Below are 14,947 nucleotides of genomic sequence, written 5' to 3' on the forward strand. Positions count from 1 at the left end.
TTGCGGGGAGGGGGTTGGGGGTGGGGTTCTTGTAGCTCACTCAAGCTGAGAACCACTATATAAATTTTAACAATATATAAGGAAGATAAATCATGCCAGTACTTCGTATCCTTCATTTAGTTGGGTCTGCATACGATGATTTTTATTGTAATTTGTCACGCCTTTACGCCCAAGACTGTCTAGCAGCAACGGCAGATCGATCGCACTATGACTTTCAGATTGCATACATCACACCCGATCGCCAGTGGCGATTTCCTTCTTCCCTCAGCCCTGAAGATATTGCTGACACCAAACCGATGACTCTGTCTGATGCCATACAGTTTCTAGCAGCACAAAACATTGACATCATGTTACCACAAATGTTTTGTATCCCTGGAATGACTGAATACCGCGCTTTATTCGACTTGCTAAAGATCCCTTACATCGGCAATACTCCAGATATCATGGCAATAACGGCGCACAAAGCCAGAACCAAAGCAATTGTGGAAGCAGCGGGGGTGAAAGTGCCTCGTGGAGAACTGCTTCGTCAAGGAGATACGCCGACAATTACACCTCCAGCGATCGTCAAACCTGTAAGTTCCGATAACTCTTTAGGGATGGCCTTAGTCAAAGAAGCTACTGACTATGACGCTGCTTTGAAGGAAGCATTTGAATATGAAGATGAGGTGATCGTAGAAGAATTCATCGAACTCGGTCGAGAAGTCAGATGCGGTATCATTGTCAAAGACGGTGAGCTAGTGGGTTTACCCCTTGAAGAGTATCTGTTAGACCCCCACTCCAAACCCATCCGTAGGCATGCTGATAAACTCCAACAAACAGACGATGGCAACTTGGGTTTCGCTGCTAAAGATAATAAGAAGTCTTGGATTGTAGACCCGAACGACCCAATCACCCAGAAAGTTCAGCAAGTGGCTAAGAAGTGTCATCAGGCTTTAGGCTGTCGCCACTACAGTTTATTTGACTTTCGGATCGACCCAGAGGGAGAACCTTGGTTCTTGGAAGCCGGCTTATATTGTTCTTTTTCCCCCAAAAGTGTGATTTCTTCTATGGCGAAAGCAGTGGGAATCCCTCTAAATGAGTTATTAATGATGTCTATCAATGAAACTTTGGGCAGTAATAAAAAGGCGTTGCAAAATTGATCGTGAATTTCTTGGTATAGGTTTTTCTGCTTGTAGTGTATAGGTGAGCGATCGCTGATTAAGAGTCGGTTAAGGCAGCGATCGCTTGTTTACGAGAAGCATCTCTACGAGGGCTTACTCATTTCCTCAAAGAGGGATAAGTAACGATGTGCTTGCAGATCGATCGCAAATTCTTGTTCTGCTTTTTCACGAGCGCTCGCGCAAAGTTTTTGATGCCGCTCTTTGTTCTCTATTACCCAAATAATACCATTTGCTAAATCATCACAACTAAAACATTGCGCTCGATATCCATTTTTTTGATGTTCAACTAAATCTTTGAGTCCCGTTGAATCAAAAGAAACCACAGGTGTACCACAGGATAGGGATTCACAAGCAGTCAGTCCAAAAACTTCTTCAATTGATGGCACAATCATCACATCCGCAGATGAATAGAGAAGCGCTAGTTTATTCTCATCATCAACTTTGCCTAAGTAGTGTACCTTAAAACCTAAATCAACTGAATCTTCAGGTTGAGATGAACCAAAAACAATCAGTTCAATTTTATCTTTCCACTCAGACTGGCTCAATTTTTGCAACGCTGATTGCAATAGATGAAATCCTTTTCTGGGATTGCTGGTTGCGTTGATTGCTCCGAATAAAATTAGTTGCTTATTTTGTGGGAGACTCAGTAAGTTTCTAGCTATTTGACGCTCAGTTGGTTTATAGATGCTAAGATTTAACCCGTGAGGAATAACTCTGATGTCACTATTTGAAAATAGTGAACTGGATTTAGCACATTCAGCAAGCCAATTACTAGGACTGACAATAGTAAGCTTGAGATTTTGCCAGGCTTTAGTTTTACGCTGCCAAACCCAGCGAGATAAATCCCAGCTATGCTTGCTACCGAGTTGAGGGCAATTTCCACAAGATTTTGTATAGCGATCGCACCCTAGAGAATAGCAGCATCCACCTGTGAATGCCCACGTATCATGAAATGTCCAAACAATAGGCTTATTGAATTTTGCTAGGGCTTCAATTGGTATAAATCCATCACATATCCAATGCAGGTTAATAATATCTGGTTCAAGTCCAGCAATTTGCGATGCAACTGTATTAGGGAGCCATTGTAGCCGGAAAAATGTAGGCTTACGTTGCCTATTTCTATAAAGTTTTAGTGGTAAATCATTTAAAATCGGACGAGCTTTCCAGGTTATTTGAGCTACTTTATTAGGATAACTGACCACAGTAGAGTCAACTATTCTTTTATCTTGAATTAGCATCTGAGAATCAATTTCTAACCTCAGTAGTTCCTGATGTAGCCGATAAGCAGCACGAGCAGCTCCTGCTCCTCCCTTGGGATCGTAAGCGTTAACCAATAGAGGCTTAATCATTGTTAGTTTAACTGTTTATTTATTATGTACATTATTGATTTCCACGCACAGAGAAATGCCATAATCTTACATTACAGTAAGCTCAAGTATCTAGAAGAGGCGTATATTCAAACTATACTTGGTAATGCACCTCACCTTAAACTAAAAAATGACTGTCAGCGATATGTTGATTGGTCAACTGGAGGCTCTCATTCCAAAATATTGCTAATGGAAGATTTGCCTAATCTGCTTGCATCATCTGTTCATTTTGCTCAGAAATTTGACATAGATATAGATAGCAATATTTTTGATGAACTTGACAAGATTACATCCTAGTAGTCACCTAACATTTTGATAAACTCAGCTCAATAAATCTTAGCTATGGTTGCTACTGAGTTGAGGACAATCACTATAAGATTTTGTATAGCGATCGCATTCTTAACAATAGCAGCAACCACCTTTAAATTCCGGACTAGCGATGCAGTTCAACTCTCGGAAAGATGTCGCAGTCTATTGGCTCCCCAGATTTTTTGGCTTTGAGCGACTCAAATTCTGGGATATCAATTTCCTCAAGAGGTCTGAAAGGCCAAGCATTAGAGCGGCGATCGTAAGTAACATCATCGCCAGTCCAATTAATCACCACTGCGCGTCGTCGTGTGGAGGATGTGTTTCTTACTGAATGATGAATTGTCAGAAAATGATGAATTAAGCAATCTCCAGGCTCCATATCCCAAGATATGACTTCCTGAGGCTCTGGCTCTACAAACCACGAGGGGTCAGATCCTTCACGTAACTCTTTACCCCATAAATGAGAGGCTTTGATGTACTCTAATTTACCATTCTCTTGGTTGACACTATCTAAAGCTAGCCAAATTTTACAACACTGCTCGCCTTGTATGGGCCAGTAAGATTTGTCGTTATGCCAGCCGACACGGCTGTTTGCTTTCGGCTTTTTAACAAAAAAACCGTCACCCAAAAAGTTAAGTTTTTTCGATTTCAAGACTTGAGCCGCGAGTGTCGCCAGGGGAGATTCAAAAGCCAAAGCACGAAAATCAGCGTCAACCAGCCATAAGCTACTGCTATGCTCTACATGACCTTCTGCTTTGTCGGTGTCGTTCACCTCCAGAGGACCAGGGATTAATACATTCTTTTCAACGGCTGTTCGTATCCGTTCTACCCAGATGTCATCCACAGCATTTTTGACGCAAATAACGCCGTCTCGCTCGAAAGCTTCAACTTGTTTGGAACTGATTTTTGATGTGTCTACCTTTAGCATCGTAACTTTTTTCAGATTTTAAAATTTAACTATTTTTGGTCAGACCAAAGAGTTGGGATTGATAATTAGGGACTTTTGGAGCAATAAGAGGCAGGGTTGACTTTATCAGCTTGAACCAATTTGAATTTAGCTCCAATAATATAGATGTGAGTTCGATGAAGCTTTCTTGTAGTCATTCAATGTTTTTTTCATGAACGCATCTGTTATCTGACAATTTATTTCTGCAACCTGCTTTACTGATATAAACTTTATAATTCTCTCACAAAAGTTTTTCAGGATATCAGTATAAAGTAGATATTAAGTTAGTAATTCTTCCCAGAGGTGGAGAAATCCGCAATCAAAGTGCAACACTGTTTGTTAGCCAACCCATTTCACCTAACTACCCAGATCCTTTTTAATAATGAGTGGCACAAGTGACGCTAATCGTAATATACCAGACACAATGAACACTTCCTCTATGCCAAAAGACCCAGCAAATTGAGCGATGAAGCCACCTATAGTTGCTCCTAAAGCACCACTTGCTCCAGCAACAGCTGCTGCTGTGGCAAAATAGAGAGACTGATTTTTCACTGGTGCAATTTCTATCTGGAGATTGTTGCTGCACAAGTCAATTGCTCCCCAATTACCCCCAATGAAAATGTGTAACAGCGGTAACCACAGCCAAAGATCCAGAGGACTAGAACCCATCCTCAGCCACAGCCAGGGTATGACTGCAATTAGAATTCCAGTAGAAATTAGAATTGGACGATTGCCTATTTTATCTGCAAATCTACCCCAGACAATGAGCATCACCATATGTGCCCCTGCTCGTAGGCTGTTGTAGAAAGTTACCCAACTTATATCCAGGTTCAGCGTATCTAGCAAGTAAAGGTTAAAAAACGGGGCACTCAGGCTAATAGCAAATGCCCATGAGCCGAAATAAAGCAAAAACATCAAAAAATTAGAGTTTCTCCAAATGCTGCTATCTATCTGGTTTTGGGGAGTTGGCATTTGCGGCATAGAGATTGCTTGTGATGTCTCACCAGCTTCATTTGGTGCCGAGTCTGACTGAATCTCACTTGTTTGAGATGAGTTAACAAAATAAGTATTTTGTAATTGGGGATTCATATCTACCTGGAAATACTGACACCCCAAGCTGACAATTCCAAAGATAATGCCTAAGAGCAAAATCACGCCATAACCTTGGATAGATCCCCCGTACCAATGTGATACAGCTAGACCGGCTAAAGGCAAACTGACCAACTCGGTTAAATTAGCAACACTATTACGTAGCCCGAAATATCTACCTCGCAATCGCCGTGGGACTAACATTGCTATCCAACTCAACCACGATGCAGTTCCTAATCCTCCTAAAAAATGGCTGCATACAAGAATCAAGAGCGACAATATCACTAATTGGTTTGAATTAAGCCCTCCCAGACTAAAGCTAACAATCCCAATTACTAAAATTAGCCACAGTAGCCGAGCAATCCCATAAATGCGAAGGGAATATTGAAAGCGGCTAGTGCTGCGTTCAGACAAGTAAGCACCTATTGGCTGAAAAAGATTCGCCAACATGGGGATAGAGGCCAACATACCAAACACCAGCGGACTGGCATCCAACTCCACCAAGAAATTACCTAGCAAAACTCCGCCAGTACCAATAGAGAAAATTGCTGCGAAAACACCATCGATAGTGGAAGCCCTCAAACTAGTGCGAATAGCATCTTTAGAGATACGAGGGCTGGGTGTTGAGGTAGGTGAGAGTGTTGCTGATGGTGAAGCAATCTGAGCAATTTCTATAGAAAGAGGTGCACCTGTTTGAATTTGAGAAGAATCCATAAATCTAGTATTTAAGAAAGTAATTAGGATTTACGCATCATACATATGTACTATACTAACTTTGGGCTTTTAAGCTGTGTCTAACACCCAAAAGAATAAATATAAGACTAAATAAGAGTTGTAGTCAGCACCTGAAATGTATACATTAGTAGTCAATGTATATTATGGGAACTTTGTAAAATTCGTAAGTCCTAATATTATCCCTTATGTCTGTCTTCATGTTGAATCCAGTGCAACGCATCTGACCGTGGGCGTGCAATCATAGATATCTTCCGCCTGGAAAATGGAAAGATCGCAGAACATTGGGATGTTATGGAAGATTTGCTAAAAACAAACTCAAATCCGCACGGAATGTTCTAAGCCGTTATCACTATGCAGGCTAATAAAAAAGACGGAGCGGTTTTCATAATGGGGTCGGCAGTTCGCCATCCGTATGACCTAAAACTGGGATACTATTCCGTACACACCTCTGCCGAGGTCTTGCAAACGGGTGAGGCGCGTATTTCTGAAATTGAAACGCGTCTGCGCAAGGCCGGAGATCGTCAAGCAGCTTCTGGTGCAACGCCAGTTTTTCAATCTGACTTTTCCCGTTAAGTCTGTTTTGCAAGTTGCCAACCTTCAGACAGGTCATGCAATTTTAACCAATTTCGCCACAGAACTTGGATACCAATAGGTGTATTATGTCGATGTTCCAAATAACCCCCTAAACGAGCGATGCCTGCGGCGGGCTGCGCCAACGCTTCCACAGCCCAACTAACTTGTTAACACCTTGGGCAGTTGAGGAGATTTAGCTTTCAAAATTTTCAGTTCTAGAGGATTAAGAATTTCAATGGCGAGGGCTGAAGGCTGGGTGCGGTGTAGATAAGTCAGCTGCAACAGTTCTACAGCAATTACACCCAAAAAGCCAACTAAGGTTTTTATACCCTCAGCAGCAAGTCTGTATCTTTCTACCTGACATCGCACGCTCATTCAATCGGCGATCGCCTAGAGATATAGTTGCAAAATTCTTCTCCCACCAGTCCAGCATTGCTTGTTACCTTTAGCACCCGATTGTAATTACTTTACCGTATCTGCTGTGCTGTTTCTTAAATTCATTACCAGTCAGCCTTTCAAGACTTCACGGGAAAAGTCAGGTTTTTCAATGAATGTGAACCTATCCCACTAATAAAATTCTGTTAATCCAAATATGAATTGTGGCTAGAGAAAGAAAAGCATTGTTAAATCAGCAGTAGCTTGGAGGTGGCGCGAGGTGATTAAATTGAGAGCAGTTTTTAATACTTGTTTAGTCAGACGATAGCGATCGCTACCTTCTAATGCCAGTGCCTCAATGGCGACAGAAGCGGCTTTGAGTTCTTGATTACTTGCAGCCGAGCGATCGCTATTAATTAAAGTTCGGGCAATTTCTACTCGCGCTCGTGTATGTAAATTAGAAGTTTGCATTATATTTTCCAAAGCTGCTACAGCACTGTTGCGATTTCCAGTAGTCAAATGCTTTCTATACAGAATTCTGATAGCTGATGACCGCGAAGACAATTGCGATTTATTAAGGCAGTTATTTAATACTATTGGTTTTGAAACTCTGACAGCAGCTAACGGCTAAGAAGCGATCGCATTAACAGGCTACGGGAAAACGATAACCTGGAAAAGGCTGCCCGTGGTGTATTGAAGCATTTGGGGCAGTGGAAGAGAAATTGTTGAGTGTTTTGGAGTCTGAACAATGGGGGAGAGATAACACCCATAAAAATTTTGGCAATTTGGCATCCAATGTCTTTGGGTTGCAGTTTCAATGGAGATATCAACACAACGGGACAGTGAAGAAGTTGTACGAGGGATGTGGCAAAACTTTCCGCTTCTGGTGTCCCGTGCTATGCCAGTTGTCAAATGAGCGCTGTAGAACGGCTCTACATAATTGATACAGCGCTCAACAGAGTTCAGTTCCCGCTCTACAACTGGCTAGAAATGAACAAAACCAAATAAAACCTCAGAAGATGAAAAATGTCGATAGCTGGCATTTCTCTAGGAGCGATCGCTAGATTTAATGATTCGGGCACGGTATCCCCTACTATATGTGATTTCTGTTGAAGAAGAACCTGTAGAAGAAGTGTTGCAGCAAGACAATTGCCCATGAATGGCGCTTACCTTTATTAAGATTAGATTCTGGGCGTTTATTTGGTGGGATTGTCGGCGAAAGCGAAAGCCGCGTGTGTCAAATGATTCAGTTAACTTAAGCAATGGCACCCTATGTTTTGTGGATTGATGAAATTGACAAAGCCTTTGGCAAGGTAATCGTTGATGCCATGCATCAGGCAGTTTCCACAAGAATTAAGGGACAGCGCCGAGACTTTAATACAGAAGATATTTTACAGGCTGTAGCTCAAACAGTACCTTTAGCTGCGATCGCAGCTCATACTCTGGCATTTCTCCATCCTGCGTAGGCGCTAGCCCGTCGTAGACATCGCACACAACATAATTCTGCATCAAATCAAAAAAGGCGATCGCCTTTTTTCTGCCCAAGATTCTATCATCTCGCTGGTTTCTGCTCAACTTGGTAGCTCACCGAGTGGTAACACACAAACAAACTATCCTATGATGAGTAGATTTGGTAATCTGATGTCTGACTATGGCTGCTAACACTACTGACCTAGAGAAACGTTTATGGGAAGCAGCGGATGAGTTACGCGCTAACTCTAGGCTAAAGTCTAGTGAGTATTCCATCCCGGTACTGGGGTTAATCTTCCTCCGCTACGCTGACTGGAAATTTACCCATGCTGAGGAGGAACTGAAAAATGCAGGTAGTAGAAGACGTGGGATTACCAAAGCAGACTACCAAGCAAAGGGAGTAATGTATTTGCCTGATGCTGCTAGATTCTCCACACTGCTGAATTTACCAGGAGGAGCAGATATTGGCAAGGCAATCAATGATGCCATGCGTGCCATTGAAGCAGAGAATGAAGAATTAAAGGATATTCTGCCCAAAACTTACAATCGCCTCGAAAATGATCTGTTATTTGACTTGCTGAAAAACTTTAACAAAGTCGAGTTAGGAACAGATTTATCAGGTGATGCTTTCGGGAAGATTTATGAATACTTCCTGGGTAAATTTGCCATGAGCGAGGGACAGAAAGGGGGAGAATTCTTTACCCCTATTTCTGTAGTAAAACTGATTGTAGAAGTAATTGAACCATATCATGGACGAATTTATGACCCTGCTTGTGGAAGTGGTGGTATGTTTGTTCAAAGTGCATCTTTTGTAGAAAGACACAAGAAGAACCCCAGCACAGAAATTAGTATTTATGGGCAAGAGAAAGTAGGTGAAACTGTCCGCTTATGCAAGATGAACTTAGCTGTACATGGACTTGCAGGGGATATTCGCCAGAGCAATACTTATTATGAAGATGTTCACGAGTCAGTAGATAAATTTGACTTTGTGATGGCTAACCCACCTTTTAATGTCGATAAGGTGGACAAAGAAAAAATCAAGGGAGATCCGCGTGTTAGCAAATTTGGAATGCCCAAGGCAGATAATGCTAATTACTTGTGGATTCATTTTTTCTGGAGTGCATTAAATGAAATAGGTAGGGCAGGATTTGTCATGGCGAATTCTGCCAGTGATGCGCGAGGTACAGAGTTAGAGATTCGGCAGAAACTTATCCAATCTCATGCAGTGGATGTGATGATTGCTGTTGGTTCTAATTTTTTCTACACTGTTACCTTACCCTGTACTCTGTGGTTTTTGGATAAGGGCAAAGCAGATACTATCCGCAGAGATAAGGTATTATTTCTTGATGCTAGGCACATTTACCGTCAAATTGACCGTGCCCATCGGGAGTTTAACCTAGAACAGATTGAATTTTTGGCGAATATTGTCAGATTGTACAGAGGTGAAGCTGTAGAGACTACCGATGGTAGCCAAGCGTTGCTGGCGGAGAAATTCCCCCAAGGACAATATATTGATGTACCTGGACTTTGTAAGGTAGCAACTTTAGAAGAAATCGCCGCGCAGGGATGGAGTTTAAACCCTGGACGTTATGTGGGTGTTGCGGAACGAGTGGTAGAAGATTTTGATTTTACTGAGAAGTTGGAAGAGTTGAATGAGGAATTGGAAGTTTTGAATGTCGAAGCGAGGGAATTAGAAGAGAGAATTGCTGAGAATGTGGCGAAATTGTTAGAACAAAGTTAATGCATCCCTTCTTTTAGCTGAGGTAAAAGTTATGAATATCACACTTAAACCAGAAATCGAGCAATTTATTCAAGCGCAACTTGCAACGGGTAGGTTTGCTAGTGCAGAAGATGTGATAAATGAAGCTTTTAAGTTGCTTCAAGAAAGAGAACGGCGTATTGAAGAATTACGCCAAAAAATTGCTGTGGGAACTGAACAAATCTCTAAAGGACAAGTAACTGATGGCGAAGTTGTTTTTGCTAGGTTGCAAGAAAAAATTCGGAAAATTGCTGAGGAATCTGAAGAATGAGTAGTTATTCATTTTCAGATGAAGCAATTCGAGATTTAGATGAAATTTGTGAATATCTTGCTCGCAGTAACCCAAAAGCAGCTAGTAAGCTTTTTGATGATATTCGTAAAAAGTGTAAGTTAGTAGCAGGTTTTCCTAATATGGGGAAAAGTTACGGAAGACTTGTACCAAATTTACGCGGTTTTGTTGTGGATGATTACATTATATTTTACTATCCCAGCGAGGATGGAATTCTTGTTACTCGTATTGCCAGTGGTTATAGAGATTTAGAATCTTTGTTTGAGGATTAAGAATAAATTTTTGAGTTTGGTTACTAAGTCAGAGTCAATAATTGTAGAGAAGGTGACGAGTTATATCGTGTCCGGTTAAAGACTTATCATTTAGACCGCAGGGGGCAGGGGGCAGGGGGAAAGAGGCTTTTGCGCTTTTTGCACAGATGTGGGAATTATAACTAATTAGGCGGACATGATATTAGAACAAAATGAATACATTCAAGTTTTTTAGCTGAGGTAATAGTTATGAATATCACACTTAAACCAGAAATCGAGCAATTTATTCAAGCGCAAATTGCTACAAATAGATATGCAAATGCTGAGGAAGTGATTAGTAAAGCATTGAAATTGCTGGAAAAACAGGATAAGGAGTATCAGGAATGGGTAGAAGAAACTCGGCAAAAAGTTGATGTTGCAATTGCAGAACTTGAGCGCGGTGAAGGGTTGGATAGTGAGACTGTAGTGATGCAAATACTCGACAGATTCCAAAAATCGCGTGAGGGTCAGGAATGAGTAATTACATTATCTCACCATCTGCAAGTCGAGATTTAAACGAAATTGCTGATTATTTTCTCCCAAGAAATCTGGAAGCAGGAGAAAAGTTATTTAGAGAAGGGTATCGAGATTTATAATCTGTGTTTAAAGATGATGAGTAAAATCTTAATCTTGAGTTTATAAATTAGATGGAATAATCCTATAAAATAGGATTTTTTTATAAAAAAAATAGATGAATAGTCAATATAGAAAAAAATGGATTCCTTATAAGTTAAATGAACTTGGTTCTGTTGGTCGTGGTAGGTCACGCCATAGACCTAGAAATGCTCCTGAACTTTATGGTGGAGACTATCCTTTCATCCAAACTGCTGAGGTTACAGCAAGTGAGTTTTACATAACATCTTACTCCCGAACATACAGTGAATTAGGGTTAGCCCAAAGCAAAATGTGGAATAAAGATACACTATGTATAGTTAATGCAGGAGAAAACACGGCATAAACAGCAATCCTCAAATTTAACGCCTGCTTTCCTGATAGTATTATTGGTTTTATTGCAGATCCACAAAAAGCGGATGTTCGTTTTATTAAGTATTATCTTACTACCATCAAAGAGCAGTTAAGAAGTATTACTAAAGGCGCTACTCAAGACAATTTGAGTGTTGATAAGTTACTTTCGTTTGATATTCTCACTCCCCTCCTTCCCACGCAGAAGAAAATCGCTGGCATACTCTCAGCGTATGATGACCTAATAGAAAACAACACAAGACGCATCAAAATATTAGAAAAAATGGCACAAACCCTCTACCATGAGTGGTTTGTCAAATTCCGCTTCCCTGGTCATGAACATACCAAAATGGTTGATTCTGAATTGGGGTTAATTCCTGAAGGGTGGGAAGTGAAAAAATTAGGAGATGTTATTCAATTTACAAATGGTAAAGCAATTAAAGCTTTAAAAGAAGGTAATTATCCAGTTTATGGCTCAAATGGTATTATTGGCTGGACAGACAAGGCTAAATACAAAAATGGAATTGTTATTGGACGTGTAGGTGCTTACTGTGGTTCTCTTTTCTATTCTAAATTTGGCTTTTGGGCATCTGATAATACAATTGTTGCTGAATCTAGTAATCAGAAATTTGGTATTGAACTATCATTCTTTGTTCTACAAGACCTAAACCTCAGACGTTATGCAGGGGGTTCTGCACAACCACTGTTAACACAAACTGTAATTAAAGAAATACCTGTTATTATTCCTGATATTGCTACACATAAAAAATTTCAACCAATTTTACAAAATATCTGGGCATTCAAAATTAATTTGCTCAACAAAAACTCCAACCTTCGCCAAACCCGCGATTTACTCCTCCCCAAACTTATCTCAGGGGAAATTGACGTAGAACACCTAGAAATCAGCAAAGAGGATATAGCTGCTTAAATTAAAAATAACCAGATAAAAACTAAATTGTGGAAATTCCAGATAATCTCATCATTCCCGAAGAAAAACTTACCCTGTTATCTTTTAGTCCCCCGCATCAAAGATGATAAATCAAAATCTTTAGCTTAAGCAGAATTTACACAAAATAACCCAGAAGATTTATTGACAGCGATTCGACAACTCGCCACCACCAATAAAGCTGTAGAAGATAATACTAATGAATATGGAACTTTTTACACCATTGCGGGAAACCTACAAGGAGTAAATGGTCAAAATTTAGCAGTTATTACAGTTTGGCTAGAATCAAAACATGACGGAAGCTTTCGTTTTATTACCTTGAAACCAAAGAAGGACTAATGATGATGAAATTGGAACTATATCAGTACATTGCTCTGTGTCGAGACTTCCCAGAATACAACCTCAAACAAGGTGATGTCGCCATGCTAATTGATTATGTGACTCATCCAAGCGGTGGTGAAGATGGCTATGTATTAGAAGTATTTAATGCAGCAGGTGACTCTATCGCTGTTTTTACTGTTCCTATGTCAGCAGTAGAAAAAATGCCCAGCGATGCAGTATTAGCCATTCGCCCATTAGCAGAATTAAAGTAATCACTTTATGAAACCACTAAAACCAATTACATTCAACCCAGAAATCATGGGTGGCAAACCTTGCATTCGAGGTATGCGTGTTACTGTAGGAACAATTGTCGGTTTAATGGCAGCAGGATATACCCCAGAAGATATTCTCAAAGCCTACCCATACCTAGAACGCGAAGATATTTATGAGTAGTGATGCGTAAAACCCCCGCCATTCATGCGGGGGATATAAGCGAATCAGCCAAATTTATTTGGCATTTATGCACAATATGTTAGCATAAACATTGTAGTTGGTTGGTCGAGCCAATGATTATTTACGAGTTCAAAGTCAAGGGAAAAGATAAGCAGTACAGAGCAATAGACGATGCCATTCGTACTAGTCAGTTTATCCAAAACAAGTGTCTTAGGCACTGGATGGACAACAAAAAGATTGGCAAATACGACCTTAACAAATACTGCGCTGTACTAGCTGCGGAATATTCTTTTGCTTCGGAACTCAACTCAATGGCTCGACAGTCTGCGGCTGAACGTGCATGGGGCGCGATAGCTCGGTTTTACGACAGATGTAAAAAACAGGTTTTGGGCAGAAAAGGCTTTCCAAAGTTCAAGAAACACTCTCGCTCAGTTGAATATAAAACGAGTGGGTGGTCACTTTCAGATAACAGGAAAGCTGTAACCTTTAAAGATAAAAAGGACATAGGAACCCTCAAGCTAAAGGGGACTTATGACTTAAACTACTACGATATAAAGCAGATTAAGCGTGTTCGCTTAGTGCGTCGTGCTGACGGCTATTATGCCCAATTCGCTATTGACGTTGTAGTGAAAGCTCAAACTGAGCCAACAAATCAAATTGTTGGTATTGACTTAGGATTGAAATATTTCATTGCTGACAGCAAAGGTAATGTAGAACAATCCCCTCAGTTTTACCGCAAGTCTGAAAAACAGCTAAACCGAGCCAATCGTAAAAAGTCTAAAAAGTACGACAAAGATAGGAAGAAAGCCAAAAAACCACAATCAACTAACTACCACAAAGCACGAGAAATATATGCCCGGAAGCATCTAAGAGTAAGTAGGCAGCGAAAAGAGTACTGCATCTTATTAGCGTACTCCGTTATCCAGTCTAACGATCTGGTCGCCTACGAAGACTTAAATGTTAAGGGGATGGTACGTAATCGACATCTAGCTAAATCAATCAGTGATGCTGGCTGGTCAACCTTCCGCTCATGGTTGGAATATTTTGGTCATAAATATCGGAAGGTGACAGTTGCTATCCCTGCCCATAATACAAGCCTTGATTGTTCTAACTGTGGCGAGAAAGTGAAAAAATCTCTATCTACTAGAACCCATGTATGTCCGCATTGTGGATTTGTTGAAGATAGAGACGTTAATGCTAGTATTAATATCCTCAAAAAAGGATTAACTACCGTGGGGCACACGGGAAGCTACGCTTGGGGAGATTTGCCCTCTTGGGCGGTTGGCGCAAGCCTGCTGTCTAATGGCGAGTCGGGGAACCAAGAATCCCCGTGTCTTTAGACCGGGGAGTGTCAAGAAGCTTTAGCTTATGCAGCATGGCGGGTAGAAGAAATTGAAGTACCCCTTGCTTCCGCATAAAAATTTTACTTAATATGAATCTTTCTCCTGACTGGGTTCCAGTCTTAGAAAGTGCGGGTTTTGAAGCTGTCCACTAGTCAATAATTGGTAATCCCAGTGCTACAGATAAAGTAATCATGGCATGGGCACTGACAAACGACTACATTGTTTTTACCCATGACTTAGATTTTGATACACTGCTGGCAATGACTCAAGCTGATGCACCGAGTGTAATTCAAGTGCGATCGCAAATCTTTTGATCTTGATGTCTGAGCGATCTCTTTCAATATTGCGTTAAAAATGACAACCAAAGGCAATTTGGTATAAGCAACAGGTACTTAAAAGTCGTGTTGAGGTACTTAAAAGTCGTGTTGAGGTACTTAAAAGTCGTGTTGAGGTACTTCAACATCGTGTTGAGGTACTTGAAAGTCGTGTTGAGGTACTTCAACATCGTGTTGAGGTACTTAAAAGTCGTGTTGAGGTACTTAAAAGTCGTGTTGAGGTA

Annotated in this window: 20 protein-coding genes and 2 pseudogenes; 17 read left to right on the plus strand and 5 right to left on the minus strand. The window is 40.7% G+C overall.

Annotation, left to right across the window (positions count from 1 at the left end; genetic code table 11):
• Window positions 1–92 precede the first annotated feature (92 nt).
• Complete coding sequence (locus HWQ58_RS35910) at window positions 93–1,139, plus strand: D-alanine--D-alanine ligase (RefSeq protein ID WP_292873293.1); 1,047 nt, start codon at window positions 93–95, stop codon at window positions 1,137–1,139.
• 104 nt (window positions 1,140–1,243) lie between these two features.
• On the opposite strand, the gene HWQ58_RS35915 is transcribed toward HWQ58_RS35910, so the two are convergent.
• A complete protein-coding gene (locus HWQ58_RS35915; RefSeq protein WP_366839246.1) occupies window positions 1,244–2,509 on the minus strand; it encodes a glycosyltransferase family 4 protein in 1,266 nt (421 codons plus the stop codon).
• Window positions 2,510–2,533: 24 nt separating this feature from the next.
• Between HWQ58_RS35915 and HWQ58_RS35920 the strand changes: the two genes are divergently transcribed.
• Window positions 2,534–2,824, plus strand: a complete 291-nt coding sequence (locus HWQ58_RS35920) for a hypothetical protein (protein WP_292873295.1) — start codon at window positions 2,534–2,536, stop codon at window positions 2,822–2,824.
• A 136-nt stretch (window positions 2,825–2,960) separates the two neighbouring features.
• Here the strand turns inward: HWQ58_RS35920 and HWQ58_RS35925 are convergent, their stop codons facing one another.
• Entirely contained in the window at window positions 2,961–3,764 is an 804-nt protein-coding gene (locus HWQ58_RS35925; protein ID WP_292873297.1) for a phytanoyl-CoA dioxygenase family protein, read from the minus strand.
• A 375-nt stretch (window positions 3,765–4,139) separates the two neighbouring features.
• Window positions 4,140–5,585, minus strand: a complete 1,446-nt coding sequence (locus HWQ58_RS35930; RefSeq protein ID WP_292873299.1) for an MFS transporter — start codon at window positions 5,583–5,585, stop codon at window positions 4,140–4,142.
• 372 nt (window positions 5,586–5,957) lie between these two features.
• On the opposite strand from HWQ58_RS35930, the gene HWQ58_RS35935 reads away from it, so the two are divergent.
• A complete protein-coding gene (locus tag HWQ58_RS35935; RefSeq protein ID WP_292873301.1) occupies window positions 5,958–6,179 on the plus strand; it encodes a hypothetical protein in 222 nt (73 codons plus the stop codon).
• Here the strand turns inward: HWQ58_RS35935 and HWQ58_RS35940 are convergent.
• Window positions 6,176–6,539, minus strand: a pseudogene (locus HWQ58_RS35940) (IS4 family transposase); the annotation flags it as partial. The gene HWQ58_RS35935 and the pseudogene HWQ58_RS35940 sit on opposite strands and share 4 nt — an antisense overlap.
• A 243-nt stretch (window positions 6,540–6,782) precedes the next feature.
• Entirely contained in the window at window positions 6,783–7,118 is a 336-nt protein-coding gene (locus HWQ58_RS35945; RefSeq protein WP_292873303.1) for a tetratricopeptide repeat protein, read from the minus strand.
• Between the two features lie 698 nt (window positions 7,119–7,816).
• Between HWQ58_RS35945 and HWQ58_RS35950 the strand changes: the two genes are divergently transcribed.
• The 14 genes and pseudogenes from HWQ58_RS35950 to HWQ58_RS36010 all read left to right on the plus strand — a co-directional run bounded on the left by HWQ58_RS35950 (window position 7,817) and on the right by HWQ58_RS36010 (window position 14,702).
• Window positions 7,817–8,020, plus strand: coding sequence for a hypothetical protein (locus HWQ58_RS35950; protein ID WP_292873305.1), 204 nt, complete (start codon window positions 7,817–7,819; stop codon window positions 8,018–8,020).
• Between the two features lie 185 nt (window positions 8,021–8,205).
• Window positions 8,206–9,765: a class I SAM-dependent DNA methyltransferase gene (locus HWQ58_RS35955; protein ID WP_292873307.1), complete on the plus strand. Its 1,560-nt coding sequence runs from the start codon at window positions 8,206–8,208 to the stop codon at window positions 9,763–9,765.
• A 31-nt stretch (window positions 9,766–9,796) separates the two neighbouring features.
• A complete protein-coding gene (locus HWQ58_RS35960; protein WP_292786437.1) occupies window positions 9,797–10,054 on the plus strand; it encodes a type II toxin-antitoxin system ParD family antitoxin in 258 nt (85 codons plus the stop codon).
• A complete protein-coding gene (locus HWQ58_RS35965) occupies window positions 10,051–10,344 on the plus strand; it encodes a type II toxin-antitoxin system RelE/ParE family toxin (protein ID WP_292873309.1) in 294 nt (97 codons plus the stop codon). The genes HWQ58_RS35960 and HWQ58_RS35965 overlap by 4 nt, the downstream gene beginning before the upstream one ends.
• 228 nt (window positions 10,345–10,572) lie before the next feature.
• Window positions 10,573–10,839 carry a type II toxin-antitoxin system ParD family antitoxin gene (locus HWQ58_RS35970; RefSeq protein WP_292873310.1) on the plus strand — a complete coding sequence of 89 codons (267 nt, stop codon included), beginning with the start codon at window positions 10,573–10,575 and terminating at the stop codon, window positions 10,837–10,839.
• Window positions 10,836–10,958 carry a hypothetical protein gene (locus HWQ58_RS35975; protein WP_292873311.1) on the plus strand — a complete coding sequence of 41 codons (123 nt, stop codon included), beginning with the start codon at window positions 10,836–10,838 and terminating at the stop codon, window positions 10,956–10,958. The genes HWQ58_RS35970 and HWQ58_RS35975 overlap by 4 nt, the downstream gene beginning before the upstream one ends.
• Window positions 10,959–11,053: 95 nt before the next feature.
• Complete coding sequence (locus tag HWQ58_RS35980) at window positions 11,054–11,320, plus strand: hypothetical protein (protein ID WP_292873312.1); 267 nt, start codon at window positions 11,054–11,056, stop codon at window positions 11,318–11,320.
• A 6-nt stretch (window positions 11,321–11,326) separates the two neighbouring features.
• Window positions 11,327–11,593, plus strand: a pseudogene (locus HWQ58_RS38670) (restriction endonuclease subunit S); the annotation flags it as partial.
• Between the two features lie 15 nt (window positions 11,594–11,608).
• On the plus strand, window positions 11,609–12,253 hold the full coding sequence (locus tag HWQ58_RS35985) for a restriction endonuclease subunit S (RefSeq protein WP_292873313.1): 645 nt from the start codon (window positions 11,609–11,611) through the stop codon (window positions 12,251–12,253).
• A gap of 162 nt (window positions 12,254–12,415) precedes the next feature.
• On the plus strand, window positions 12,416–12,610 hold the full coding sequence (locus tag HWQ58_RS35990) for a DUF6883 domain-containing protein (RefSeq protein ID WP_292873314.1): 195 nt from the start codon (window positions 12,416–12,418) through the stop codon (window positions 12,608–12,610).
• Window positions 12,610–12,864, plus strand: a complete 255-nt coding sequence (locus HWQ58_RS35995) for a DUF4926 domain-containing protein (protein ID WP_292873315.1) — start codon at window positions 12,610–12,612, stop codon at window positions 12,862–12,864. The genes HWQ58_RS35990 and HWQ58_RS35995 overlap by 1 nt, the downstream gene beginning before the upstream one ends.
• A 7-nt stretch (window positions 12,865–12,871) precedes the next feature.
• Window positions 12,872–13,045 carry a DUF433 domain-containing protein gene (locus HWQ58_RS36000; RefSeq protein ID WP_292873317.1) on the plus strand — a complete coding sequence of 58 codons (174 nt, stop codon included), beginning with the start codon at window positions 12,872–12,874 and terminating at the stop codon, window positions 13,043–13,045.
• 113 nt (window positions 13,046–13,158) lie between these two features.
• Window positions 13,159–14,385: a transposase gene (locus HWQ58_RS36005; RefSeq protein WP_292873319.1), complete on the plus strand. Its 1,227-nt coding sequence runs from the start codon at window positions 13,159–13,161 to the stop codon at window positions 14,383–14,385.
• A gap of 161 nt (window positions 14,386–14,546) precedes the next feature.
• A complete protein-coding gene (locus HWQ58_RS36010; protein ID WP_292873323.1) occupies window positions 14,547–14,702 on the plus strand; it encodes a DUF5615 family PIN-like protein in 156 nt (51 codons plus the stop codon).
• Window positions 14,703–14,947 lie beyond the last annotated feature (245 nt).

It is taken from the genome of Nostoc sp. LPT, from assembly GCF_017115165.1.
Classification (GTDB): domain Bacteria; phylum Cyanobacteriota; class Cyanobacteriia; order Cyanobacteriales; family Nostocaceae; genus Nostoc.